The organism is Actinobacillus porcinus, from assembly GCF_901764995.1.
Lineage (GTDB): Bacteria > Pseudomonadota > Gammaproteobacteria > Enterobacterales > Pasteurellaceae > Exercitatus > Exercitatus porcinus.
In genome coordinates this window covers 101,468-124,905 of record NZ_CABFKI010000005.1, presented here as the reverse complement: position 1 = coordinate 124,905, position 23,438 = coordinate 101,468, and the positions used below count along the sequence as shown (strand labels likewise).

Annotated in this window: 24 protein-coding genes, 1 tRNA gene and 2 pseudogenes; 11 read left to right on the top strand and 16 right to left on the bottom strand. The window is 40.5% G+C overall.

Features of this window, described 5'->3' with window-relative positions:
* Window positions 1–577: 577 nt before the first annotated feature.
* Window positions 578–715, bottom strand: coding sequence for a hypothetical protein (locus tag E7T07_RS10965; RefSeq protein WP_167874935.1), 138 nt, complete (start codon window positions 713–715; stop codon window positions 578–580).
* Between the two features lie 157 nt (window positions 716–872).
* Here E7T07_RS10965 and E7T07_RS11090 point away from each other — a divergent pair.
* Together E7T07_RS11090 and E7T07_RS05165 are read left to right on the top strand one after the other, a co-directional pair.
* Window positions 873–1,029 (top strand): annotated as a pseudogene (locus E7T07_RS11090) (type II toxin-antitoxin system HicA family toxin).
* Between the two features lie 26 nt (window positions 1,030–1,055).
* Window positions 1,056–1,469, top strand: a complete 414-nt coding sequence (locus E7T07_RS05165) for a type II toxin-antitoxin system HicB family antitoxin (RefSeq protein ID WP_135709837.1) — start codon at window positions 1,056–1,058, stop codon at window positions 1,467–1,469.
* Window positions 1,470–1,488: 19 nt separating this feature from the next.
* Here E7T07_RS05165 and E7T07_RS05160 read toward each other — a convergent pair.
* From E7T07_RS05160 to prfB, 7 genes and pseudogenes are all read right to left on the bottom strand, one after another.
* A pseudogene (locus E7T07_RS05160) lies at window positions 1,489–1,794 on the bottom strand (phage baseplate assembly protein V); the annotation flags it as partial.
* Window positions 1,795–2,061: 267 nt separating this feature from the next.
* Complete coding sequence (locus tag E7T07_RS05155) at window positions 2,062–2,547, bottom strand: helicase (RefSeq protein ID WP_135709835.1); 486 nt, start codon at window positions 2,545–2,547, stop codon at window positions 2,062–2,064.
* 83 nt (window positions 2,548–2,630) lie between these two features.
* Window positions 2,631–3,044 (bottom strand): hypothetical protein, encoded by a 414-nt coding sequence (locus E7T07_RS05150; protein ID WP_135709834.1) that lies wholly within the window; start codon window positions 3,042–3,044, stop codon window positions 2,631–2,633.
* On the bottom strand, window positions 3,045–3,341 hold the full coding sequence (locus E7T07_RS05145; protein WP_180338716.1) for a hypothetical protein: 297 nt from the start codon (window positions 3,339–3,341) through the stop codon (window positions 3,045–3,047). It lies immediately after the preceding gene.
* A 217-nt stretch (window positions 3,342–3,558) separates the two neighbouring features.
* Window positions 3,559–3,645 (bottom strand) — tRNA-Leu (locus E7T07_RS05140).
* A 164-nt stretch (window positions 3,646–3,809) separates the two neighbouring features.
* Window positions 3,810–5,315, bottom strand: a complete 1,506-nt coding sequence (lysS, locus tag E7T07_RS05135) for a lysine--tRNA ligase (protein ID WP_135709833.1) — start codon at window positions 5,313–5,315, stop codon at window positions 3,810–3,812.
* Window positions 5,316–5,333: 18 nt separating this feature from the next.
* A protein-coding gene (gene prfB / locus E7T07_RS05130; protein WP_135709832.1) for a peptide chain release factor 2 occupies window positions 5,334–6,432 on the bottom strand; the annotation gives its coding sequence in 2 pieces (ribosomal slippage) (window positions 5,334–6,356 and window positions 6,358–6,432; 1,098 coding nt in all).
* Between the two features lie 151 nt (window positions 6,433–6,583).
* On the opposite strand from prfB, the gene dsbC reads away from it, so the two are divergent.
* The 7 genes from dsbC (at window position 6,584) to purF (ending at window position 13,296) form a co-directional block, all read left to right on the top strand.
* The gene (dsbC, locus tag E7T07_RS05125) at window positions 6,584–7,264 is read left to right on the top strand and encodes a bifunctional protein-disulfide isomerase/oxidoreductase DsbC (protein WP_135709831.1); all 681 of its coding nucleotides are present in this window, start codon (window positions 6,584–6,586) and stop codon (window positions 7,262–7,264) included.
* 391 nt (window positions 7,265–7,655) lie between these two features.
* Window positions 7,656–9,377, top strand: coding sequence for a single-stranded-DNA-specific exonuclease RecJ (gene recJ, locus E7T07_RS05120; RefSeq protein ID WP_135709830.1), 1,722 nt, complete (start codon window positions 7,656–7,658; stop codon window positions 9,375–9,377).
* A complete protein-coding gene (locus E7T07_RS05115) occupies window positions 9,377–10,033 on the top strand; it encodes a thiol:disulfide interchange protein DsbA/DsbL (protein ID WP_135709829.1) in 657 nt (218 codons plus the stop codon). Before recJ ends, E7T07_RS05115 begins: the two co-directional genes overlap by 1 nt.
* A 6-nt stretch (window positions 10,034–10,039) precedes the next feature.
* A complete protein-coding gene (locus E7T07_RS05110; protein ID WP_135709828.1) occupies window positions 10,040–10,729 on the top strand; it encodes a 5'-methylthioadenosine/adenosylhomocysteine nucleosidase in 690 nt (229 codons plus the stop codon).
* A gap of 55 nt (window positions 10,730–10,784) precedes the next feature.
* On the top strand, window positions 10,785–11,225 hold the full coding sequence (gene yfbV / locus E7T07_RS05105) for a terminus macrodomain insulation protein YfbV (protein WP_135709827.1): 441 nt from the start codon (window positions 10,785–10,787) through the stop codon (window positions 11,223–11,225).
* A 91-nt stretch (window positions 11,226–11,316) separates the two neighbouring features.
* Window positions 11,317–11,808 carry a CvpA family protein gene (locus tag E7T07_RS05100; protein ID WP_135709826.1) on the top strand — a complete coding sequence of 164 codons (492 nt, stop codon included), beginning with the start codon at window positions 11,317–11,319 and terminating at the stop codon, window positions 11,806–11,808.
* 12 nt (window positions 11,809–11,820) lie between these two features.
* Window positions 11,821–13,296, top strand: coding sequence for an amidophosphoribosyltransferase (gene purF / locus E7T07_RS05095; RefSeq protein WP_135709825.1), 1,476 nt, complete (start codon window positions 11,821–11,823; stop codon window positions 13,294–13,296).
* Between the two features lie 137 nt (window positions 13,297–13,433).
* Here the strand turns inward: purF and lptG are convergent, their stop codons facing one another.
* Together lptG and lptF are read right to left on the bottom strand one after the other, a co-directional pair.
* On the bottom strand, window positions 13,434–14,501 hold the full coding sequence (gene lptG / locus E7T07_RS05090; protein ID WP_135709824.1) for an LPS export ABC transporter permease LptG: 1,068 nt from the start codon (window positions 14,499–14,501) through the stop codon (window positions 13,434–13,436).
* Window positions 14,502–14,510: 9 nt separating this feature from the next.
* Window positions 14,511–15,608: an LPS export ABC transporter permease LptF gene (gene lptF, locus E7T07_RS05085; RefSeq protein ID WP_135709823.1), complete on the bottom strand. Its 1,098-nt coding sequence runs from the start codon at window positions 15,606–15,608 to the stop codon at window positions 14,511–14,513.
* Between the two features lie 132 nt (window positions 15,609–15,740).
* On the opposite strand from lptF, the gene E7T07_RS05080 reads away from it, so the two are divergent.
* On the top strand, window positions 15,741–17,195 hold the full coding sequence (locus tag E7T07_RS05080) for a leucyl aminopeptidase (RefSeq protein WP_135709822.1): 1,455 nt from the start codon (window positions 15,741–15,743) through the stop codon (window positions 17,193–17,195).
* Window positions 17,196–17,238: 43 nt separating this feature from the next.
* On the opposite strand, the gene E7T07_RS05075 is transcribed toward E7T07_RS05080, so the two are convergent.
* The 5 genes from E7T07_RS05075 to sstT all read right to left on the bottom strand — a co-directional run bounded on the left by E7T07_RS05075 (window position 17,239) and on the right by sstT (window position 22,104).
* Window positions 17,239–17,820, bottom strand: coding sequence for an NAD(P)H-dependent oxidoreductase (locus tag E7T07_RS05075; RefSeq protein WP_135709821.1), 582 nt, complete (start codon window positions 17,818–17,820; stop codon window positions 17,239–17,241).
* An 80-nt stretch (window positions 17,821–17,900) separates the two neighbouring features.
* Entirely contained in the window at window positions 17,901–18,362 is a 462-nt protein-coding gene (locus E7T07_RS05070) for an NfeD family protein (RefSeq protein WP_246046133.1), read from the bottom strand.
* 9 nt (window positions 18,363–18,371) lie between these two features.
* Window positions 18,372–19,283 (bottom strand): SPFH domain-containing protein, encoded by a 912-nt coding sequence (locus tag E7T07_RS05065; RefSeq protein WP_135709820.1) that lies wholly within the window; start codon window positions 19,281–19,283, stop codon window positions 18,372–18,374.
* Window positions 19,284–19,331: 48 nt separating this feature from the next.
* Complete coding sequence (modF, locus tag E7T07_RS05060; RefSeq protein ID WP_135709819.1) at window positions 19,332–20,783, bottom strand: molybdate ABC transporter ATP-binding protein ModF; 1,452 nt, start codon at window positions 20,781–20,783, stop codon at window positions 19,332–19,334.
* A gap of 76 nt (window positions 20,784–20,859) precedes the next feature.
* Window positions 20,860–22,104 carry a serine/threonine transporter SstT gene (gene sstT / locus E7T07_RS05055; RefSeq protein WP_135709818.1) on the bottom strand — a complete coding sequence of 415 codons (1,245 nt, stop codon included), beginning with the start codon at window positions 22,102–22,104 and terminating at the stop codon, window positions 20,860–20,862.
* Between the two features lie 273 nt (window positions 22,105–22,377).
* Between sstT and E7T07_RS05050 the strand changes: the two genes are divergently transcribed.
* The gene (locus tag E7T07_RS05050) at window positions 22,378–22,839 is read left to right on the top strand and encodes a LexA family protein (protein WP_135709817.1); all 462 of its coding nucleotides are present in this window, start codon (window positions 22,378–22,380) and stop codon (window positions 22,837–22,839) included.
* An 83-nt stretch (window positions 22,840–22,922) separates the two neighbouring features.
* Here the strand turns inward: E7T07_RS05050 and E7T07_RS05045 are convergent, their stop codons facing one another.
* Entirely contained in the window at window positions 22,923–23,408 is a 486-nt protein-coding gene (locus E7T07_RS05045) for a PM1805 family lipoprotein (RefSeq protein ID WP_135709816.1), read from the bottom strand.
* Window positions 23,409–23,438 lie beyond the last annotated feature (30 nt).

The window sequence follows — 23,438 nt, the reverse complement described above, 5'->3', positions numbered from 1 at the left end:
TAATAAAAATTATTCTAAATAAATAAGGTATTGTTTTTCCTTAAATTATTAATTATTCCCTAATTGTATTATATCAACTTACTAGATAATACAAAGGTAGAAATTTTATTTTTCGCCATTTTTCACGCATTCCACGTCTGAAAAATCGCAGTCAAAGCCTCGCCTCGCCCGCACAGTAAAAGTGCATGTTTTTACGCAAATCTTAAAAGGCGATCCAACCAAGCGAGATCTAGCGCGATTTAGATCTTTACATTCAGATCTTTTTACGCAGATTTATGCAAAATTATGCATTTTTTTATTGATTAAAATCAAAAAACTTTCAAAAAGTTTACCACGCTCAAATTTGCGTTTTTAGTGAACCGAATTTCTATTACTTATTGAATTATACTAAATAACAATGCCGACCCTAGGCACCACCGGTAAGTATCATGAATAAAAAGCCACTTGAAAAAGTGGCTTTTTTATTTGGCAAGAGCAACTAAAAATCAATAACTTACGTGCAGAATATTGCAATTATGTATATTTAATCACTCATATTGTTTACATGTCTTTACTGTTCATTTATGATCTGTTTAGATCATAAATGAAGATAATTTACACCCAAAAAACAGGAATAAGAAATGGCAACAATCATCAAGAGAAACGGCGCATGGCGCGCTAACATCTGTTCAAGCGCGGTGAGTTTTTCTAAAATTTCTTGATTTATCGTTTCCATAATAACCTCTACTTTATGTCATTAAATGACTAAATTTAAGATAATAAAAAATACACACAATACATATAAACTTATTGGCAAATTCTTAAAGGTAAGTACAATACGCACAAAAGCAGCAAGGGAGCATAAAGATGTGGATAGTAAAACCATAATTAAAATGATTGAAGCGGATGGTTGGTTCTTAGTTTCAACAAGTGGAAACCATCATCAATTCAAACATCAACTAAACAAGGTCGAGTAACAGCGCCACATCCTAAAAAGGATTTAAAAAAAGGACTGAACTTTCAATACTTAAACAAGCCGGGCTAAAATAGCCCTGCTATACCTAAAAGGACAAAATATGTTATATCCAATTGCAATTGAACCCGGTGACGAAACTCACGCTTACGGCGTTATTGTCCCTGACATTCCCGGGTGCTTCTCTGCCGGTGATACTCTCGAAGAAGCATATAAAAATGTCAAAGAAGCCATCGTATTTCACCTTGAAGGATTAGTTGAAGATGGCGAAGAGATTCCATTGCCAACCAGTATCGAAAATCATCGTAATAACCCTGATTTTACCGATTACGGTATGTTTTTTGGGGTTGTTGACGTTGATATTAGCCATTTTCTCGGCAAAGCTGAACGTATCAATATCACGCTTCCTAGTTATTTAATTAAACGCATTGATGATTTTGTTGCGGTTCATAAAGAATATAAAAACCGCAGTAATTTTTTAGCTAAAATCGCTTCAGATAAAATTTTAAACCCCTAAACATAGGGGCTTATACACCGCGCGCACCGTCAGGAAAATCAATCACATTTTCGTCAGGCGCATGGCTTGGTGCATTTTGGGTATAAATGCCCACCAAAATAACCGCGGTAGTCAGTTCACCGCTTGACGCCAAAATCGCGCATTGTTCGCCCACGCTAGGCGCAGACCACGTGCGCACATTGCCCGCGCGAGCGGTCACCCAAGGCAACCAATCCGTTAAAATCCCACCGGATTTTACTTTGGCTTTAGCATGGGCAAAATCCACTTCGGCAATGGTACCCAAGCGGACGATGTTTTCTATTCTGCGGTTTAAATCTGCGGTCATAAATGCCTAAAGTGCGGTTAAATTTAAGGGCATTTTGGCAAGGTTGGGAAAATGGTGCGAGCGTGGGGGAATGTGAAAGAGAGAAAGACAAAAGCAAGATACGTTTATTGGGGATATAAAAATCCCCTGATAAAATCAGGGGATGCGCTTTAAGATTTAACAGGCTTTTGAGTTCCTTCAGCCTTGGCTTTTTGGTAGGCTTGACGAAATTCATTTAATTTTTTTCGTTTTAATTCAGCGGCAGTCATTTTTTTCATCATTCATTCCTTAATAGTTTGGGGTTTTCACGATAAAACAATCTTGCTCATCGCCTAAGTCCATTATTGGTACAAAGTCTGCCATAAGCACACTAGGTTTGCAACACATTTTCCGATACATTCGCGCTAAGGATGGGCGTTCTGCAATAAATACATAACCATTTGGCTTAAACAATAAATAATGTTCTAACATTAATCTTTCAAGATGTTCTTTTAGCTCTTTAATTTCATTTTTTCCAAAATCATGATCTATAGGTGGTGCATATAAATCATCATGACCTAGTTCAATGTAACTTTTTACGGCAAATTTGAAAGAATATATTTTTTTATTTTGAATAATTGGGGCAATTTCTTGATTTTCTGTTAAAAAATCCAAGGTGTCTTTATCATCAGAAAAAATTGCTATATAGGTGACATCACCTACTTTGAAATCAGCGGATACATAAGATATGCCACTGTCAGTATCTTGGGTTGTTATAAAATCATATTTAAACATGTTGTCGTCATTTTTCCTTTTTCGCTGATCCTAGCAATTATCGTTAAAATAGACAACAAAAAAGGGCAAACGCCCTTTTCCTGTTATTCACGGTCTCGGTAAGATGACCGTGCTTTGGCTTGTTGTTGATATTGAATTTGTGCCAGTTGACGGGCGATTTCGCGCGCGATGGCTTTTTCATCTTGCCCTTGTGCCGCGTTCACTTCGATAGTGATGTTCATCGGTTGGGTCACTTGCACCGCTTGGGTTTGCGTTGGGCGCAATGGCGCGCGGTCGTCCACTTTTATAGGTTGTGCCATTGCCACGCTGACCCCTAACCCTGTGGCAAGTACGGCATTTTTACCATAATTCAACGCGTTCAATAATGGCGTACCAAGGCGCGATGTGGCTGCTTTGGTCATTACATATTCCCCACCGTGCACAATGCCTTTGGGTTCATATTTGCCACCGTCACCGGTATAACCACCGTTGGCGTAGCCTTTGACGAGACCGCCCACCTATTTATTTTCTAGTTTAGGCTTAGGTTGGCTTAATGTGTCATAGGCTTGATCTGTCGCCACCTGTGCAATAGTGGTTGCACTATTCACGCTAACTTCTTTAATATACTTGTCAAGTAAGTCCGAAAATGTGATGTTAGGGGTTCTGTTGTAATAGTCGTTGGACAGTATTTTGTTTTCTATGTCATAGGCCCATGCTTGCGCTTCGGCTTTTGTGCGAAAATATGCCGACTTAGTGATGCCTTTTTTTCTTACTTGAACGCGCCATTTACCATTAACTTTATTGAATGTTGCCATGTTTCTTTACCTTAAATTTTTGGAACAATTTTGGAACAAATTAACTTCATTTATGATCTAAACAGATCATAAATGAACAGTAAAGACATGTAAACAATATTAGTGATTAAATATACATAATTGCAGTATTCTGCACGTAACTTATTGAGTTTTAGTTTCTTTTGCCAAATAAAAAAGCCACTTTTTCAAGTGACTTTTTATTCATGATACTTACCGGTGGTGCCTAGGGTCGGACTCGAACCGACACGCTTTTAAGGGCGGCGGATTTTGAATCCGCTGCGTCTACCAATTTCGCCACCCAGGCTTCACTGGTAAGTATCAAGTGTGTTGAATTGGTATGCATTATACGAAGATTCAAAAACCTTGCAAGCATTAATTTTAGATTTGTGATTGTTCGCTTTAAAATTCACCAAATTTAACCGCACTTTCGATGTGAATCTCAAAAGTGCGGTTTGTTTTTGTTGAGTTTTACGCTTTTTGTTTCATCGCTGGGAATAGGATGACATCGCGAATTGAAGGGGCGTTAGCAAAAATCATAGCTAAACGGTCGATACCTAAACCTTCGCCTGCTGTTGGTGGTAAGCCGTGTTCAAGGGCAACCACAAAGTCTTCGTCTTTAAACATTGCTTCATCATCGCCGGCGTCTTTAGCCGCAACTTGTGCGTCAAAACGTTCTGCTTGATCTTCGGCGTCATTTAATTCAGAGAAACCGTTACCAATTTCACGTCCACCGATGAATAATTCAAAACGGTCTGTTACTTCAGGGTTTTCATCATTACGGCGTGCAAGTGGTGAAATTTCTGCCGGGTGTGCCATTAAGAACGTTGGTTGAATTAATTGGTGTTCAGCCACTTCTTCAAAAATGGCGTTCACCACAGAGCCTAATCCCCAAGATTTTTGGATTTCAATACCTAAACCTTTGGCAATTTCTACCGATTTTTCAAAGTTATCTAAGTCTGCACGTGTAATGCCGTTGCCGTATTTTACGATAGCATCGTGCATCGTAATACGCTCAAACGGTTTGCCGAAATCAAACACGTATTCGCCATAAGGCACGGTTGTTGTACCTAAAATATCTAAGGCTAATTTACGTAGTAATTCTTCCGTATTGTCCATTAAATCGTGGTAATCCGCATAAGCTTGGTAGTATTCGATCATGGTAAATTCAGGGTTGTGACGAACAGAAACCCCTTCGTTACGGAAGTTACGGTTTAATTCAAAAACGCGCTCAAAACCACCCACCACTAAGCGTTTTAAATAAAGCTCCGGTGCGATACGTAAATACATATCCACGTCTAAGGCGTTGTGGTGCGTAATGAACGGTTTTGCCGCTGCGCCGCCCGGAATCACTTGAAGCATTGGGGTTTCTACTTCGATAAAGTTTTTCTCTAAGAAGAATTGACGAATGCCTGAAACCACTTGAGAGCGGATCATAAAAGTGCGGCGTGATTCTTCGTTAGAAATTAAATCTAAATAGCGTTGGCGATAGCGGGTTTCTTGGTCCGTTAAACCTTGCACTTTGTTGGGTAATGGGCGAAGGGATTTGGTTAATAATTCCACTTCTGAAGCGCGAACAGTTAATTCACCTGTTTTTGTTTTAAATAACGCACCAGACACACCAACAATGTCCCCTAAATCCCATAAGCTGACGTAATCGCTATAAACGCCTTCAGCCAGGTTATCGCGTGCAACGTAAAGTTGGATTTGACCGGTCACATCTTGAATAGTGAAAAAGGACGCTTTGCCCATCACGCGTTTGAGCATAATACGCCCGGCGACTTTAACCTGATTATCTTGCTCTTTTAAGGTTTCAGCATCAATTTCATCATATTGCTGATGTAAATCTTTAGCATAAGCATCGCGGCGGAATGTATTAGGGAAAGCATTACCGCGTGCACGTAATGTGGCTAATTTTTCGCGGCGAGCGATCATTTCGCCATTAAGATCTAATTCTTGAGTTTGTTGTTCTGACATTATGGTTTCCTTTCTTTACTATAAACCGGCTTTTAAGCTGGCTTCGATAAATTTATCTAAATCGCCGTCTAATACCGCTTGCGTATTACGGTTTTCGACACCTGTGCGAAGATCTTTAATGCGACTATCATCAAGCACATAAGAACGAATTTGGCTTCCCCAGCCAATATCCGATTTATTTTCTTCCATGGCTTGTTTTTCCGCATTTTTCTTCATCATTTCCATTTCAAACAATTTCGCTTTCAGTTGTTTCATGGCTTGATCTTTATTCTGATGTTGCGAACGACCGTTTTGGCATTGCACCACGATACCACTTGGAATATGCGTAATTCGCACCGCACTTTCGGTTTTGTTTACATGCTGACCGCCTGCGCCTGAAGCACGATAAACATCAATGCGCAAATCCGCAGGGTTAATATCAATTTCAATATTGTCATCAATTTCAGGATAAACGAACGCAGCGGCAAAAGATGTATGACGGCGGTTGTTGCTGTCAAAAGGGCTTTTACGCACTAAGCGATGGATACCGGTTTCCGTACGTAACCAACCGAAGGCATATTCGCCTGAAACTTTGATAGTTGCTGATTTTAATCCCGCCACATCCCCATCAGACACTTCGATAAGTTCCGCCTTGAAGCCTTTACTTTCCGCCCAGCGCAAATACATCCGCAATAGCATTTCCGTCCAATCTTGTGCTTCTGTACCGCCAGAACCCGCCTGCAGATCCACATAACAATCCGCTGCATCATGTTCACCGCTAAACATACGGCGAAACTCCAACATGGCAAGACGTTGTTCTAATTCATCAAGTTCCGCCACAGCTTCATTAAAGGTTTGTTCGTCTTCGCCTTCAATCGCAAGTTCAAGCAAACCGTCCACATCTTCTAATCCTTGATCGAGTTTTTTAATGGTATCGACCACGATTTCTAAGGCGGAACGTTCTTTTCCTAAAGCTTGTGCTTTTTCAGGTTCATTCCAAATATCAGGTTGTTCGAGTTCGGCATTGACTTCTTCCAATCGTTCTACTTTGGCATCGAAGTCAAAGATACCCCCTAAGCACCGCTGTGCGTTCAGCGAGATCGGCAATTTTGTTTTTTACTGGATTAATTTCAAACATTTTGGTTTGTTTACCGTCAAAATTAAGTCAAAAATAAGGCGTGATTATAGGTGTTTTCCGCTTTTTTTTCTACTAGAAAATCGGTTATCAGTTGCACTCTCCATGAATCTCTCTATAATTTCAACTTTCTGACTTATTTTAGGAACGCAAAATGAAAAAATTATTAACCGCACTTTCAGTGGCAATGATTTCCATGAACAGCATTGCGGATGACGCAGCGATTATTAAAAATTTAAAACAACTTGGTGCAGAACAGGTTGAAGTTAAATCATCACCGATTAAGGGGTTAAAAACTGCGGTGACAGATCAAGGCATTTTATATGTCTCAGAAGACGGTAAATATGTTTTGCAAGGCAAATTGTTTGAATTAAACGGCAATAAGATTGTAGATGTTTCCGCTAAAGCGTTGATGGCAACCTTAGAAAGCTATGAAAATGAAATGATTGTTTATCCGGCAAAAAATGAAAAACACGTTGTGACCGTTTTTATGGATATTACCTGCGGTTATTGCCATAAATTGCACTCGCAAATTAAGGAATACAACGATTTAGGCATTACCTTGCGTTATTTAGCTTTTCCACGCAAAGGAATGGATAAAACAGCAGAACAAATGGAAGCTATTTTTACGGCTAAAGATAAAGCTTATGCCTTAAATGAAGCAGAAAAAGGCAACTTACCGACACAATTAAAAACACCTAATATCGTGAAAAAACATTACGACTTAGGCGTACAATTTGGGGTACGCGGCACGCCAAGTATTGTCACATCAACAGGCGAACTTATCGGCGGCTATCTTGCACCAAAAGAATTGCTAGCGGCACTTGAAGGATAAACAGTTTCTTATTTTCAACTTGAAAAAAAGAAAGAGAGTTTTATAATACGAAGAAAGGGGCAGTTGCCTACCCCTTGTTGTAGTCGGAAATGCTTAATATGCTGGCGGGCAAAAAAGCATAAACAACACAAAAATTAGGATAAAAATCCATAATTTAGGCATCGTCAAATGTCCTTAGCTGACACAAAAAGTTGGACTTAATGGTCAGAAGGTGCTTTTAACCCCTGTCAGCATCAGGGTTAAAAGCCCTGACCGACCAACGAAAATTATAGATAAAAGAGCTGTTGATTTCAACAGCTTTTTTCTTTATCCCTTTGTTGTAGAGCCGCTTTTAACCGGCTCATTTAATTCGGAATGAAGCTAGAAATTTTTTCTGCTTCTATAAATTATTATGAATAAAATCATCCAACGCCGTGATATTCCCAAGGGAACGCCTGTTTGTGAAGATATTTTGCTCGATCGCATTTATCGTTCTCGTCATATTCAACACAGCCAAGAATTAGATCATCGATTGCAATCTATGCATTCTCCCTTTTTGTTAAAAGGGATGAAAAGTGCGGTAGAAATGTTGGCAATTTCTCGCGATAAGAAGATTATTATTGTAGGTGATTTTGATGCGGATGGCGCAACCAGCACTGCGCTAATGGTCACCGCTTTGCGCCAGCTAGGTTTTACCAATGTCCATTTTCTGATTCCTAATCGTTTTGAACAAGGTTATGGTTTGAGTATTCCTGTGGCGGAAATGGCCATTGAGCAGGGCGTTGAGTTGCTAATTACGGTTGATAATGGTGTGTCATCTTTAGACGGCGTGGCTTTTCTCAAATCGCATGCTGTGCAAGTTATTGTGACAGATCATCATTTACCGCCGGAAACCCTACCTGATGCAGACGCGATTGTTAACCCGAATTTAACGGGTTGTGAATTTCCGTCTAAATCTTTGGCAGGCGTTGGGGTCGCCTTTTATGTGATGCTGGCGTTGCGCGCAAAATTTCGTGAAATGGGGATTTTTGATGAAAAAACGCAGCCTAATTTTAGTGATTTATTAGATCTTGTGGCATTGGGAACCATTGCCGATGTGGTGCCGTTGGATCAAAATAACCGTATTTTAGCCCATCAAGGGTTAGCGCGCATTAAAGCCTCTCGCTGTCGTTATGGTATTCGCGCTTTGGTTGAAGTAGCGAATAAAGATCTAACCCGGCTGACCGCCAGTGATCTTGGTTTTTCCATTGCGCCACGTTTAAATGCCGCCGGGCGGTTGGACAATATGTCTGTCGGTGTAGAATTATTGTTGGCGGAAAGTATGGAAACCGCGCGCGCCTTGGCGTTAGAGTTGGATAGCTTAAATCAAACGCGTAAAGAAATTGAGCAAGGCATGAAGCAAGAAGCCCTTGAAATTTGCCGAAAATTAACCGCACTTCAAGGCAAGACAAACCAACTTCCGCTTGGGGTGGCCTTATATCAATCGGACTGGCATCAAGGCGTATTAGGCATTTTAGCCTCTCGAATTAAAGATCAATTTCATCGCCCGGTGGTGGCTTTTGCGCAAGATAGCGCAGGGATTCTCAAAGGCTCTGCGCGTTCTGTGGAAGGTTTGCATATGCGCGATGCGTTAGAGCAGGTGCATCAACGCCATCCAGATATGATCCTGAAATTTGGCGGGCATGCAATGGCGGCAGGATTGAGTATTCGGGAAGAATTATTCGAGCAATTCCAATCTGCCTTTGATCATGTGGTGACGGAATGGTTAGGCGATGATGAACTCAAGGGAACCTTGTGGACGGACGGTGAATTAGAACCCGCGTTAATGAATGTGCAAACGGCGGAAAAACTGCGCGCGGCTGGGCCTTGGGGGCAAGCTTTCCCTGAACCTGTTTTTGATGGCGAGTTTAAATTGTTGCAGCAGCGATTGGTTGGCGAGCGGCATTTGAAAATGTTGCTAGAACCAATGCAAGGGGGACAATTATTAGATGCCATTGCTTTCAATGTAGATACGCGCTATTATCCCGACCTTTCTATTCGTCACGCCAGATTGGTCTATAAACTGGATATTAATGAATTTCGTGGTAATCGCGATGTGCAGTTGTTAGTGGATTATATTGAGCCTTTAGCATAATGAGATTTTGGCATTTTTTGATTTTCTTCTGTTGCGTTTCTCAATCTTTTGCCATTGAGTCGTTGTCGCCCCCTGAAGAAAATCAATTTGAAGAAGGCAAAGATTATTTTACTTATGATAAAGCGATTGAGATAGATGAAAAACGGGATGGGAAAATCATTATCCAGTCGTTTTTTGACTACGATTGCCGCAATTGTTCGAGTGTGCAAGATATTTTAGAACTTTATGCGCAAATTAATGCAAGTCATGTGATTTATCGAGAATATCCTGTCGCCCTTGAAAATAATGAATTTTCTGCCCGCACTTTTTATGCGTTACAAGCCGTTGGGCGCACGGATGTGTCTGATAAACTGCTGTTTGAAACCATGGATAAAGCGCAATTTATTGCTTTGTCTCAATTTGAGAACTTGCTGGTATGGTTAGAAAAGCAAGGGGTAGATGGGCAAACATTTAAAGAAATGTATTTATCGCCTGAAATTTCAGAAGCGGCACAACAAAGTATTGCAATGACGGAAAAATATGGCGTGTTTACCTATCCTTATGTGGTGATTAATGGCGAATATGTGTTAACCAGCAGCACGCTTTATAATGATGATTATACTTTCGCGGTATTGGATTTTTTAACGAACAAAATTGGATTAAAGAGTAAACGGTAACAAAAGATGAAAATAGCTATTGTTGGCGCGATGGCGCAAGAAGTGGAAATTTTAGCGGGATTAATGACGGATAAAACGGAACAGAAAGTGGGAAGTGCGGTCATTTTTGAAGGGAAAATTAACGGCAAACCTGTAGCGTTGTTACAATCGGGAATCGGTAAAGTAGCGGCAGCGATGGGGACGACAGCATTATTGCAATTGGCTAAACCTGATGTAGTGATTAACACGGGATCTGCAGGCGGCGTGGCGCAAGGGTTAAGTGTTGGCGACATCGTTATTTCCACAGAAACCGCTTATCATGATGCCGATGTGACAGCCTTTGGTTACGCCAAAGGTCAGTTGCCGGCTTGCCCACCGACCTTTAAATCGGCAGAAAATTTAACCGCACTTGCGGAGAAAATTGCCACAGCACAAGGGCATCATGTGAAATTTGGTTTAATTTGTTCGGGGGATAGTTTTATTGCCGGTGGCGAGCGTTTAGCGCAAATTAAATCGGATTTCCCAACGGTTACCGCCGTTGAAATGGAAGCGGCGGCAATTGCCCATGTATGCCATGCTTTTAATGTGCCTTTTGTGGTGGTTCGTGCCATTTCAGATGCTGGCGATGGGCAAGCAAGTATGTCCTTTGAAGAATTCTTACCCCTTGCCGCGAAAATGTCATCAGAGATGGTATTAGGACTGTTAGAGCAGCTTTAGTTTTATTTTTTCTAACCCTGTATTCGTACAGGGTTTATTTTTGATAGGTGTTTAAATGAGCTTTTTTCGTTTTATTAAGCAAGGGCAAAAATACGCGGATACTTGGCTGATGCATCCCACCTTAGGCGCAATTTTCCCGGAAAACCGCATTATTCGAGCCACAAAATTTGCGCAAAAATTTATGCCGTTTTTGGCGGTATTTTCCGTGGTTTGGCAGCAAATTTACGCAAAAACCAATAATACCGCTTTTTCTATTGCCATTTTAACCGCGCTTTTTGCCCTTTGTATTCCTTTTCAAGGGCTTTATTGGTTGGGAAAACGGGCTCAAACCGCGTTACCCACTCAAAGTGCGGTTAAATTTCAGCAAATTTCACAGCAATTGCAGCAAAAACATGTCGTTATAAAAAAGGTAGAGAATCCTACCTATCAAGATTTAGCGGAATTATTGCGTCTCGCAGAAAAACATCTAGGGGCGGAATTTTGGCAGGAACTATGATGTAAAATTATTTTATTTTCCTACTACGCAAACGATTACTTTTTTTGTAAAATAGCGCCTGTTTCTTTTTCCTTATATTGGGATTATTTGAATGATTGATTATATTATCATCGCAATTATTGCCTTTTCTTTGATTGTCAGCTTGTTTCGAGGCTTTGTTCGTGAAGTGACATCCTTAGCCAGTTGGACCTGTGCTTTTATCGTAGCAAGCCAGTTTTATCCAAATCTCGCTAGTTTCTTAACGCAAATTGAGTCTGAATATATTCGCAACGGGGCGGCGATTGCTATTTTATTCGTGTCAACGCTCATCGTTGGCGCGGTGGTGAATTACGTTGTTGGTCAACTTGTGGATAAAACAGGACTTTCCGGCACCGATCGCGTGTTAGGCGCCTGTTTTGGATTTTTACGTGGTGTGTTGATTGTGGCGGCATTGTTATTTTTTGCGGATATCTTTACCAATCTTAATCAACAAGAGATGTGGAAAGCATCAAAATTAATTCCGCATTTTGCTTTTATTGAACAATGGTTCTTCGAGCAAATGCAAGCAAATTCAAGTTTTTTAAATTTACCTACGATTAAATAAGAGGATTGCCAAATGTGTGGTATTGTTGGGATTGTGAGTCAAACTCCGGTAAATCAGTCAATTTATGATGCCTTGATGGTGTTGCAGCATCGTGGTCAAGATGCGGCAGGCATTGTGACCGTAGATGAAACGCATTGCTTTCATTTACGAAAAGCGAATGGCTTAGTGGCAGATGTGTTCCAACAAGTCCATATGGAACGCTTAAAAGGCAATGCAGGTTTAGGGCATGTTCGTTATCCGACCGCGGGAAGTTCCAGTGAATTTGAAGCGCAGCCTTTTTATGTGAACTCACCTTACGGTTTAACCTTGGTTCACAATGGTAACTTAACCAATTCGGAAGAACTGAAAGAAAAGCTGTTCCACGAAGCACGCCGTCATATTAATACCAAATCTGATTCAGAAGCCTTACTCAATATTTTGGCTTATCACATTGACCAAATTCATAAACAAGAATTAGAACCGACCGATATTTTTGCCGCTATTAAAGCCACCAATAAAGATATTCGTGGTGCTTATGCTTGTGTGGCAATGATTATTGATCACGGTTTAGTGGCATTCCGCGATCCAAATGGCATTCGCCCATTGGTTTTAGGTCAACGCGAAGAAAATGGCAAAATGGAATATATGTTTGCTTCCGAAACGGTTGCTTTAGATACCGTGGGTTTTGAATTTGTGCGTGATATTAAACCCGGTGAAGCGGTGTACGTGACCTTTGATGGCGAGATTTATTCTGAAATCTGTGCTGAAAACACCAAATTGACTCCTTGTATTTTCGAGTACGTTTACTTTGCCCGTCCGGATTCAACCATTGACGGCGTGTCTGTTTATGCGGCACGTGTCCATATGGGCGAACGTTTGGGACAAAAAATTGCCCGCGAATGGAAAGATTTAGATATTGATGTGGTGATTCCGGTGCCTGAAACCTCTAACGATATTGCGTTACGTATCGCTACGATATTAGGGGTTCCATATCGTCAAGGCTTCGTGAAAAACCGTTACGTGGGACGCACATTTATTATGCCGGGGCAAACACAACGCGTTAGCGCGGTACGTCGTAAACTCAATACCATTTCATCTGAATTTAAAGGCAAAAATGTTTTACTGGTGGACGATTCGATTGTTCGTGGTACCACGTCAGAGCAAATTGTGGATATGGCTCGCGCCGCGGGGGCGAATAAAATTTATTTTGCTTCAGCCGCCCCTGAAATTCGCTATCCGAATGTGTATGGTATTGATATGCCAACGAAACATGAGCTGATTGCTTACGGGCGTGATGTAGATGAAATCGCGAAATTAATTGGTGTAGATAAATTGATTTTCCAAGATTTAGCCTCGCTTGAAATTTCTGTTCAACAGGAAAATCCACATATTCGCGAATTTGATGCGTCAGTCTTTACAGGGAAATATGTGACAGGTGATATTACATTAGAATATCTCGATAGCATTGCCACCCAACGTAATGACAAAGCGAAAACCAAATCAAAATAAAGACGAAAACGCGCTGCAATGGCGCGTTTCAGACCGCTGACAAACATCTAGACATCTTGCTAGAGATTTGATCTAATAGGCATATCGAAAAAGGAAGGTGTAATAGCAACAAATTTGTCTATTACACCGTATTTTTATCAGTCACGTTTACGGCTTAACAACCACCAAGTGATTAATAAAAACATTAGGCTTGGTAATAATGCGCCTATCAATGGCGTCACATTATAAACTAATGTCAGCGGGCCAAATATTTCATTGACCACGTAGAAAAAGAAACCAAAACAAATACCCGTAACAATTCGCGCACCTGCTGTCACACTTCTTAATGGACCAAAAATAAAAGAAAGTGCCAACATCATCATCACGCCCACAGAAATCGGCTGAAATAATTTACGCCAATACGTGAGTTCAAATTTTTTACTGTCCTGCCCTGTTTGTTTTAAAAATGCAATATATTCGGACAGTCCTGAAATAGAAAGTGAGGTTGGACGAATGGAAACAATTCCTAATTTGTCCGGTGTTAATGAAGTTTTCCATTCTTTGGTGAGATAATTTTTCGTTTCAATTTTTTCTTTTGAAATTTCCGAAACATTTAATTGTTTAAAAGACCAAGCCTCGCCAGTATAGTTTGCAGTATTAGCATGGCTGACACTTTGCAACTGACGCGCATCATCGAAATGGTAAATATAGACATTTTGTAAACTTGTATTATCCGTTACGCGCTGGATATAAATAAAATCATTGCCATCTTTTGCCCAAATTCCATTTTTTATGGACATCATTGAACCGCCAGATACCGCTCTAGCGCGCATATCACGTGCATATTGTTCTGTTTGTGGAATACCCCACTCGCCAATCACCATGGTCAGGAGAACCAATGGTAAGGCAGTTTTCATCACAGCAAGACCGATTTTTAAACGAGAAAATCCTGCCGATTGCATGACAACTAGCTCACTACGACTGGCTAGATTACCTAGCGCGATCAATGCCCCCAATAATGCTGCCATCGGGAAAAAGGTTTCAATATCTTTCGGCATGGTTAACACAGTATAAGCGATGGCTTGTAGCATATCGTATGTACCGCGTCCAATACTGCGAAATTGTTCCACAAATTTAATGATGGCAGATAAACCGACTAACACCAACAGAGTAGCAAAAATTGTCCCTAAAATACTTTTACCGATATAACGCTCTAACGTATTCATTTGTTATCCTTATGCTACTTTGCGGCGAAACAAATTGCGAATTTTATACATAAACGCACTTTCCCAGCTGTTTAAGATAATCCCAATCATCAAAAATAAAATGCTGACTAATGGCATAAAAATACTTGCATCTAATTTATCAGCTCCACCCGCTGATTTTAATGAACTTTGAGCGAGAAAATAAATGAGATATAACATTAATGCCGGTAACATCTTGGCAAAACGACCTTGGCGTGGATTAACTCGGCTTAATGGGACGGCAATTAACGCCATTAATGGCACGGCAATCACCAACACAATACGCCAATGAAACTCTGCTTTCATCGCCGGCGTATCTCCCTTTAACAGCTCGTTAAACGTTAAGGTTTCTGCTTCTGAATTTTCATTATTTGTGGCTTGATAGCCTAAGTAAGCTTGATATTCTTCAAAATGCGTAATACGAAAATCCGGCAATGCCACCGAACCTTCCACGCGCTGGCTATTTTGTAGATTTAAAATTTGATCCCCGTTCGGCAACGATTTTAATTCACCTTTTTCCGCTGTAATCACAGAAGGTTTTGAATTGGCTTTTTCTTTGGTTTGAAACAAATAGATATCTTTAATTTGATTATTTTCGATATGGTTGATAAATAAAACAAAGTCATTGTTATTTGATGTCATAAATTGACCCGCTGAAAGCGCGGACATTTTAGGATTAGCTTTGGCATCATCAATGATTTCAGCTTGTTTTTTAATCGCCCAAGGCGAGAGCCAAAAGGCATTATAAGCCGCCAATGCCCCTGTAAAGAATGAAAGCATTAGGGCAACTTTCACCAAAATACGAGAACCTACCCCACAGGCGCGCATCACCGTGATTTCGCTTTCTGCATATAAGCGACCTAAGGTGAGCAACAGTGCAATAAACAAACACAATGGCAACATCAATTGCGCCATCGTAGGCATACCAAGTCCTAATAATGACATGACCAAATCCGCGGGCACATTGCCACTTGCCGCCGAACCCAACACGCGTACAAGTTGCTGACAAAAGAAAATCAGCAATAAAATAAATAAAATAGCGATCTGTGTTTTGAGCACTTCTTTGGTTAAATACTTGGTTAAAATCACGTTATCTCTTTTTCCGCTTGCAATTTAATTCAATTTCATTCATTTTATGACCGCTTCATAAGCGATGAAGTTCAGTCAAATTTAGCCGCTTATAATAGCTTATTTTCAAATGTAAAAATAGTAGGAAACAACATGAAATATTCAGCAAATTTAACCGCACTTCATACTGCTGATGCGGTATGGGTTGCCATTTTTGAAGACGGTGTTTTATCAGAAACCGCGCAACAATTTGATACGCAAGGCGAAATTAGCGCACTGATTAAGTGCGGTGAAATTTCAGGGAAAATCGGTGAAACCTCACTCTTGCGTCAAGGTTCACAACGCATTTTCTTAGTGGGCGCAGGTAAACCGCAAGAAATCACTGAACGCCAATTCAAACAAATGGTACAAAAAGCCTTCCAAGCAACCAAAGCAACGTCCGCGAAAAACTTATTCAATGGGTTAACAGATGTAAAAATTAAGGGACGCGATCTCTATTGGAATGTGCGTTTTGCCATTGAAACCTTGGAAGCGGAAAGTTACGTGTTTGATCAATTTAAAAGCCAAAAAGCGGAGACTTTCGCCTTAGAAAACGTATTTTTTGCCATCGAAACCGAAGAAGTACAACGCGCTATCCAACAGGCTTGCGCCGTAGCATTAGGGGTAAAATTGGCTCGTGATGTAGCAAATTGTCCGCCGAATGTGTGCAATCCGAAATATTTAGCCGACCAAGCCGAAACCTTAGAAAAACGCACCGCACTTGTTAAAACAACGGTGTTAGGTGAAAAAGAAATGGCGGAATTGGGGATGAATGCTTACTTGGGTGTGTCGCAAGGTGCTAAAAATGAAGCTCAACTTGCCATTATGGAATATCGTAATCACCCAAATCCTAACGCCAAACCTATTGTGTTGGTGGGCAAAGGCTTAACTTTTGATGCGGGCGGTATTTCTCTCAAACCTGCGGCGGAAATGGATGAGATGAAATACGATATGTGCGGCGCAGCATCGGTTTATGGGGTGATGAATGCTCTCGTGGAATTACAGTTGCCATTAAATGTCATTGGCGTATTGGCCGGCTGCGAAAACTTGCCTGATGGCAATGCTTACCGTCCGGGGGATATTTTGACCACCATGAATGGGCTAACCGTTGAAGTGTTAAATACCGATGCGGAAGGGCGTTTGGTTTTATGCGATACCTTAACCTATGTGGAACGCTTTGAACCTGAATGTGTGATTGATGTCGCTACCTTAACGGGGGCTTGTGTGGTCGCCTTAGGTCAACACAATAGCGGCTTAGTGTCCACCGATGATACGCTCGCTGAAGCCTTATTCAACGCATCACAACAAACCCAAGATAAAGCTTGGCGTTTACCGTTAAGCGAAGAATATCAAGAACAGCTTAAATCACCGTTTGCGGATCTTGCCAATATTGGCGGACGCTGGGGCGGCGCGATTACGGCAGGGGCATTTTTATCGAACTTCACGAAAAAATACCCTTGGGCGCATTTAGATATTGCCGGAACAGCGTGGTTACAAGGTGCCAATAAAGGCGCAACAGGACGACCGGTGGGGTTATTGACGCAATTCTTAATGAATCAATGCCAATAAAGCGGCACAAAAAAGGGCAAGTCATCTTGCCCTTTAATTCGCCCTAAACCGCGGTCAAATTTTTCACCGTTTTTTCCGCCACATCATCCAACATAGCTTGACGTTCTGCATCAGTAATACCATATAAGCGACCGAATAAACGATGTTCAATCTCTGTAATGCCGCAAAAATTAAACAAACCATTAACCAAACAAATATCTAAGGCTTTGGCATAACCATTGGCTTGATATTCGGCTTCATTGCTGCCCATATTAATAAATTGCTGAATTTTTTTGCTTTGAAGCAATCCCACCGAACCCTTTGCATCCGTTTTATAAGCAAATCCATGACTTAACACGCGATCAAGATAGCCCTTTAAAATCGCCGGAAAGCCCATCCACCATAAAGGATAAATCAAAGTGATAAAATCGGCGTCACGAATATATTGCTGCTCCTGCAAGATTTCAGAGGACAATTCACCGTTCATTTCCACCGCGCTTAACACCGGGTTGAAATTCATCGCGTAAAGATCTCGAATCACCACTTTCGCCCCAACTTGCCGGCTTGCCGCGACAACGCGCTCTACCATCGCGGAAGTAAAACTCGTAGGGTTGGGATGGGCAAAAATAATTAAATGATTTTTCATAAAGGATTCCTAAAAAATTTAATGAGATGAGCATTGAACAACATCAAAGCGCATCTCATAGAAAAAGTATGTTCAATATATTAAAACTTATCTACCGTCAACGTAATGCCTTGTACGTGTTTTACTTCTACGCGATCACCGACCTGTAAATCTTCGCCTTGAATACGCCACGTAGTGTCGCCAAAGCGTCCACGTCCGATACCGTTTGCCGCCATTTCTTCAACCACACCTTTTGCACCGATTAACGCATGATCCCGTTGATTTAGCACAGATTGTTGATCATCCGCTTTATCTCGGCTGTGTTGGTATTTCCACCAAATCACACTTAAAATCGTGGCTAAAACCGCGTAAAGCACACCTAAGGTTGTTAACGACAAGGCGGGAACTAATGCCATCAGCCCAGCCACCACAATAGCGGCAAGTCCCCACCAAAGAAGGAAAATCCCTGGGACAACAATTTCAGCAATCAGCAATAGAAAGCCTAAAATCAACCAATGCCATTCTGTCCACGTGGAAAACCATTGTGCAGAAAACATGTCCATAAACAATCCTTATTTTTTATCGCCTTTCAACAGCTCTGCAATGCCCGCCACGGAGCCCATTAAATTGCTCGCTTCAAGCGGCATTAGCACCACTTTACTATTCTCCGAACCACCAATTTCTTTTAATGCTTCTGTATATTTTTGTGCAATAAAGTAATTAATGGCTTTGGTATCACCATTCGCAATGGCGTCAGATACCATTTGGGTCGCTTTAGCTTCCGCTTCTGCTGCACGTTCACGGGCTTCCGCTTGCAAAATGGCTTCTTGTTTTTCCCCTTCGGCTTTTAAAATGCGCGATTGTTTTTCCCCTTCCGCGCGTAAAATTTGCGCTTGGCGAACCCCTTCCGCTTCCAAAATTTCGGCGCGTTTATTACGTTCCGCTTTCATTTGTGCGTTCATCGCTTCGCTTAATTCACGTGGTGGACGCACATCGCGGATTTCAATACGCGTGACTTTAATCCCCCAAGGATTGGTGGCTTCATCCACAATAGAAAGTAAACGACCGTTAATGCTGTCTCGTTGTGATAGCATTTCGTCTAATTCCATTCCCCCTAACACTGTACGAATATTCGTCATAACAAGGTTGATAATGGCTTGCTCAAGGTGATTCACTTCATAAGCCGCGCTACGCGCATCAATTACTTGCACGAAACACACCGCGTCAATCGACACGTTCGCATTATCCTTTGAAATCACTTCTTGCGATGGAATATCTAACACCTGTTCCATCATATTGATCTTACGCCCAACACGATCCACAAATGGCACCACAAAATTTAACCCCGGGGTTAAGGTTTTGGTATAACGCCCAAAACGTTCAATAGTCCAATGATACCCTTGCGGCACGGCTTTTACTGTGGAATAAAGCACAAAGACCACAAGCACAATAAATACAATCGTTGCAATTGGAAGTTCTTCCATTTCAGACTCCTTACTGAATTGTTAAATTGACGTAAAAACTATAACAAATTACACCGCACTTTGTACATATTTATAACCATCCTTTTCAGGAACAAATTCAAATACATGCGTAATACAACTTGGCGCATCCTGATCTTGGTGAGAAACAAAGAGTAACTGTGTTTCACTATTGATAACAAGTTGATCAATAAAATTCTTAACTAACTTACGGTTTAAGCCATCCAATCCTTGCAATGGCTCATCTAAAATCAACACAGGCGGATGTTTAACCATCGCTCTCGCAATTAACAACAATCGCTGCTGCCCCCATGATAAAGAACGAAATGGCTTTTTCGCAAGTGCGGTCAAATTCAACCGCGAAAGCCATTGCATCGCTTTAATATGCAAAGCATCAGGCACTTGCTGATAAACACCAATGCTGTCAAAAAAACCGGAAAGAACCACATCTAATGCGGAACTATTTACACGATAATCCATATGCAGTTGGCTACTGACATAACCTATTTTGGCTTTAATCTCCCAAATGGTTTCACCACTGCCACGCTGTTGCCCAAACAGGATCACATGATTGCTAAAGGCTTGCGGATGATCGCCTGTAATTAATGATAACAAGGTGGATTTTCCTGCGCCATTAGGGCCTTTAATCCACCAATGTTGCTTCGGTTCCACGCGCCAAGAAAGGTTATTGAGAATACATTTATCGCCATATTGAATTTTGACATTTTGCAACTCAAAGTGCGGTTGATTTTCAGGTAGTTTTATTCTCGGCATCGCACTCTCAGGCAATGCCACATCCAACGCCGTTTCTGCATATTGTAGCTGCTGAAAAATACTCTGTTGTTCAATCTGTTGACGTTCACCTTGTAAAATTAATTCGAGATTATCCAAAATCGCAATATTTTCCGCCCCACTTGGAATGTCGCCAAAGCGATTGACAATTAACACCAATGCCATTTTTTCTCTCAGTTGATGAAGCAAGGCTGTCCAATCCTGTACAGATTGATGATCCAAGCCTTCAAAAGGTTCGTCTAAAATCAATAAATCAGGTTCATTTACCAAAGCTTGAGCCAATAATACTTTGCGACTCTCTCCTGTAGAAAGTTGCATAAATGGACGATCGAGTAATGGGGTGATATGCAAATATTCTGCATACGCTTTACAAAGCGCATGGTTTTCTGCCCCATTTAGAATGACCTGTCGCGCTGTTTTACCGAAATCATCGGGGCTAACCATATCATTATTGCGATCTTTAAAGGTTTGTTCTAAAAAGCGTTGTTGCTGTTCAAAGGAAAGCAAACTGATACGATAAAACTGATTTTGATATTCGCCTGAATAAACAGGAAGATTGCCTTTTAATGCCAAAGAAAAAGCGGTTTTACCACTCCCATTACTACCAATTACGACCCAATAATCTTTCGGCTGAATGATAAAGTGCGGTAAATTTAAGAAGCGATTTTGATGTAATTTAAATTGTGCGTTTTCAATATATAACATAAACATATCCTGTTTTACTCAAAATTGAAGAAACAAAAAAGCGACCACAGTGAAAACTGAAGCCGCTTTTTTAACCAATCAATTAGGCGTTATTTTTACGCTCTTCCGCCATACAAACTGCCGCAGTAAATAATACGTCAGTTGATGAGTTCAAGGCAGTTTCCGTTGAATCTTGCAATACACCAATAACAAAACCCACTGCTATCACTTGTGCCGCAACATCACCATTGATACCAAATAAGCTACAAGCTAACGGAATCAATAACAGTGAGCCACCAGCCACCCCAGAAGCACCGCAAGCACAAACAGCAGAAACAACGCTTAATAAAATAGCGGTTGGAATAGATACCGGAATACCTAGGGTTTGTACTGCCGCTAAAGTCAATACAGTAATTGTAATCGCCGCACCCGCCATATTAATGGTCGCCCCTAATGGAATTGAAACAGAATAAGTTTCTTCATCCAAACCTAATTCTTCTGCTAAATCAATATTAACTGGAATATTTGCCGCCGAGCTACGTGTGAAGAATGCCGTTAAACCACTGACACTCACACATTTCCACACTAACGGATACGGATTACGGCGAATTTTCCAATAAACAATAATTGGGTTGACAACAAATGCCACAAAGAACATTGCACCTAATAAAACCAGTAATAAATGACCATAATCTAAAAGTGCTTTTAATCCTTTATCCGCTAACGTTGCCGCGACTAAACCAAAAATACCAAATGGCGCAAGACTAATCACTAAGTGAACAATTTTTGATACCGCTTCGGCAAAATCATTAAATGCATTTTTGGTCGTATCTGCAGCGTGGCGCAAAGCAAGACCTAGAGCAATTGCCCAAGCTAAGATACCGATAAAGTTACTTGTTGCGATAGCTTCAACTGGATTGGCGAAAATATTAGAAATTACCACCGCAAAAACTTCTGTCACACTTCCTGGAGGCGAAAGAGAATCTGCTGCTGTTGATAATGGAATGTACATTGGGAATAGGAAGCTTGCCAATACAGCAATAACTGACGCACCAAAAGTACCAATAACGTAAAGTACAACGATATCTTTCATATTGCTTTTCGAGCCAACTTTTTTATTCGCAATCGCCGCAATCACAAGCACAAAAATTAAAATTGGTGCAACCGCACGCAAACCTTTAACAAATAACGCGCCTAGAAGCCCTACTTTTTCAGCTAAATTAAAGCCGAAAACCGGCTCTAAATCAGGGCTGATCAATGCTGCAATCACACCGAGAATTAAACCCACGACAATACGTTTCACTAAACTGCCGTGGAAGAAAAGAGAAATAAAACGTGAACTAGCCATAATTAAATCACATAAGTTACGCAAGCGTTTGCTTGCTGGTTAAACACAAGGATCATGAGATCCAACGGAGACTTAAAGATAGCCTAAAATTCACATAAAAGAAACTGAAAATTACAAATTTATTGTCATGAAAAGAAAATATCTAAAAAAAGATTGAAAAAAACGTTGACTAACTATTTTTAAATACAGTATTATACACCTGTTCAAATAAACAAGCTGATTTAATAAATAGTTGTTTTACGGTATTTATACGGAGATGAATAGGAGCTAATTATGCACTATACAAAAACTAACTCTATGATTGCTAATGATTTCTCATACAACCCGCTTCCATTTTTTGATGATATGGTGGATGGTGGAAATGCATCAATATCCTATAGTCGTAAATTAGATCTCAATTTATACTGTATTAAACATCCTCAACAAACCTGTTTTATTCGCGTAACCAATCCCGATATGATTGCTTGGGGTATTGAACAAGGCGATATGCTTGTGGTTGAAAAACAGGATGAATTACATGAAGGTGATTTAATCGTCATTGAACAAAATCACCGAATGGAAATTTATGAATTTGTTGTTCACAGCAATGGGGAATTTGTTCTCTTTGCGCTCAGCTCTAAAGCCACGAATATTAAAACCGACGATATTGCTAAATTAAATATCATTGGCACCGTCACCAACACCATTCACCAAATAAAACCGCGTACTCGTCATTTGATGAAATTCGCGGCTTAACTGTAAAAAAAGGACTAAGTTCCATAAACACAGAACTGAGTCCCCAAACCTAATACGTTAAAAAATAAAATTTTCTTTCAAGATTATTTTTTCTCAGCCTGATCAGCTTTACCGTATTTTTCTACTAAAACTTTATCTAACTCAGCTAACGCTTTTGCAGAAGTTTGTAATTCACTCACTTGCGCTTGTAATGCTGTTTTCTCTTCTTCCGTTAATGGTTTAACTGAAGCTCTTACAGATTTCAAGGTCACATCAGCAGACAACACTAACAATGCTTTGCTTTTATCTTTAAACTCTTTGATTTCTTTGCTTTTCACATCTACTTTATCTAATGAGTCGATAATCGCTTTTGCACCATCTTCATATTTTTTCAATAGTACATCAACATCTTCAGGTGTTTTCACTTGTGCTAATGACGCTTGGAATTCACCTAACAATTTTTGTTGAACAGGCTGTTGTTGTTGATTCCATTCTAAGATTTTATTGTAATCTGCTTTTGGATCATCACCACAAGCTGTAATACCGAATGCTAAAACTAATGTAGCAACGAATTTGATAAATTTATTCATAATAAATCTGTCCTTAATAACTAAAAAAGA

Excerpts from the sequence above, each read along its gene's own strand:
- E7T07_RS05080 (WP_135709822.1), top strand. The coding sequence starts at position 15,741 with ATGAAATATTCAGCAAATTTAACCGCACTTCATACTGCTGATGCGGTA.
- E7T07_RS05115 (WP_135709829.1), top strand. The coding sequence starts at position 9,377 with ATGAGATTTTGGCATTTTTTGATTTTCTTCTGTTGCGTTTCTCAATCT.
- modF (WP_135709819.1), bottom strand. The coding sequence starts at position 20,783 with ATGTTTATGTTATATATTGAAAACGCACAATTTAAATTACATCAAAAT.
- E7T07_RS05100 (WP_135709826.1), top strand. The coding sequence starts at position 11,317 with ATGATTGATTATATTATCATCGCAATTATTGCCTTTTCTTTGATTGTC.
- lysS (WP_135709833.1), bottom strand. The coding sequence starts at position 5,315 with ATGTCAGAACAACAAACTCAAGAATTAGATCTTAATGGCGAAATGATC.
- dsbC (WP_135709831.1), top strand. The coding sequence starts at position 6,584 with ATGAAAAAATTATTAACCGCACTTTCAGTGGCAATGATTTCCATGAAC.
- purF (WP_135709825.1), top strand. The coding sequence starts at position 11,821 with ATGTGTGGTATTGTTGGGATTGTGAGTCAAACTCCGGTAAATCAGTCA.
- E7T07_RS05110 (WP_135709828.1), top strand. The coding sequence starts at position 10,040 with ATGAAAATAGCTATTGTTGGCGCGATGGCGCAAGAAGTGGAAATTTTA.
- E7T07_RS05070 (WP_246046133.1), bottom strand. The coding sequence starts at position 18,362 with ATGGACATGTTTTCTGCACAATGGTTTTCCACGTGGACAGAATGGCAT.
- E7T07_RS10965 (WP_167874935.1), bottom strand. The coding sequence starts at position 715 with ATGGAAACGATAAATCAAGAAATTTTAGAAAAACTCACCGCGCTTGAA.
- recJ (WP_135709830.1), top strand. The coding sequence starts at position 7,656 with ATGAATAAAATCATCCAACGCCGTGATATTCCCAAGGGAACGCCTGTT.
- E7T07_RS05145 (WP_180338716.1), bottom strand. The coding sequence starts at position 3,341 with ATGGCAACATTCAATAAAGTTAATGGTAAATGGCGCGTTCAAGTAAGA.
- E7T07_RS05155 (WP_135709835.1), bottom strand. The coding sequence starts at position 2,547 with ATGTTTAAATATGATTTTATAACAACCCAAGATACTGACAGTGGCATA.
- E7T07_RS05065 (WP_135709820.1), bottom strand. The coding sequence starts at position 19,283 with ATGGAAGAACTTCCAATTGCAACGATTGTATTTATTGTGCTTGTGGTC.
- yfbV (WP_135709827.1), top strand. The coding sequence starts at position 10,785 with ATGAGCTTTTTTCGTTTTATTAAGCAAGGGCAAAAATACGCGGATACT.
- lptG (WP_135709824.1), bottom strand. The coding sequence starts at position 14,501 with ATGAATACGTTAGAGCGTTATATCGGTAAAAGTATTTTAGGGACAATT.
- E7T07_RS05075 (WP_135709821.1), bottom strand. The coding sequence starts at position 17,820 with ATGAAAAATCATTTAATTATTTTTGCCCATCCCAACCCTACGAGTTTT.
- sstT (WP_135709818.1), bottom strand. The coding sequence starts at position 22,104 with ATGGCTAGTTCACGTTTTATTTCTCTTTTCTTCCACGGCAGTTTAGTG.
- E7T07_RS05050 (WP_135709817.1), top strand. The coding sequence starts at position 22,378 with ATGCACTATACAAAAACTAACTCTATGATTGCTAATGATTTCTCATAC.
- E7T07_RS05165 (WP_135709837.1), top strand. The coding sequence starts at position 1,056 with ATGTTATATCCAATTGCAATTGAACCCGGTGACGAAACTCACGCTTAC.
- E7T07_RS05045 (WP_135709816.1), bottom strand. The coding sequence starts at position 23,408 with ATGAATAAATTTATCAAATTCGTTGCTACATTAGTTTTAGCATTCGGT.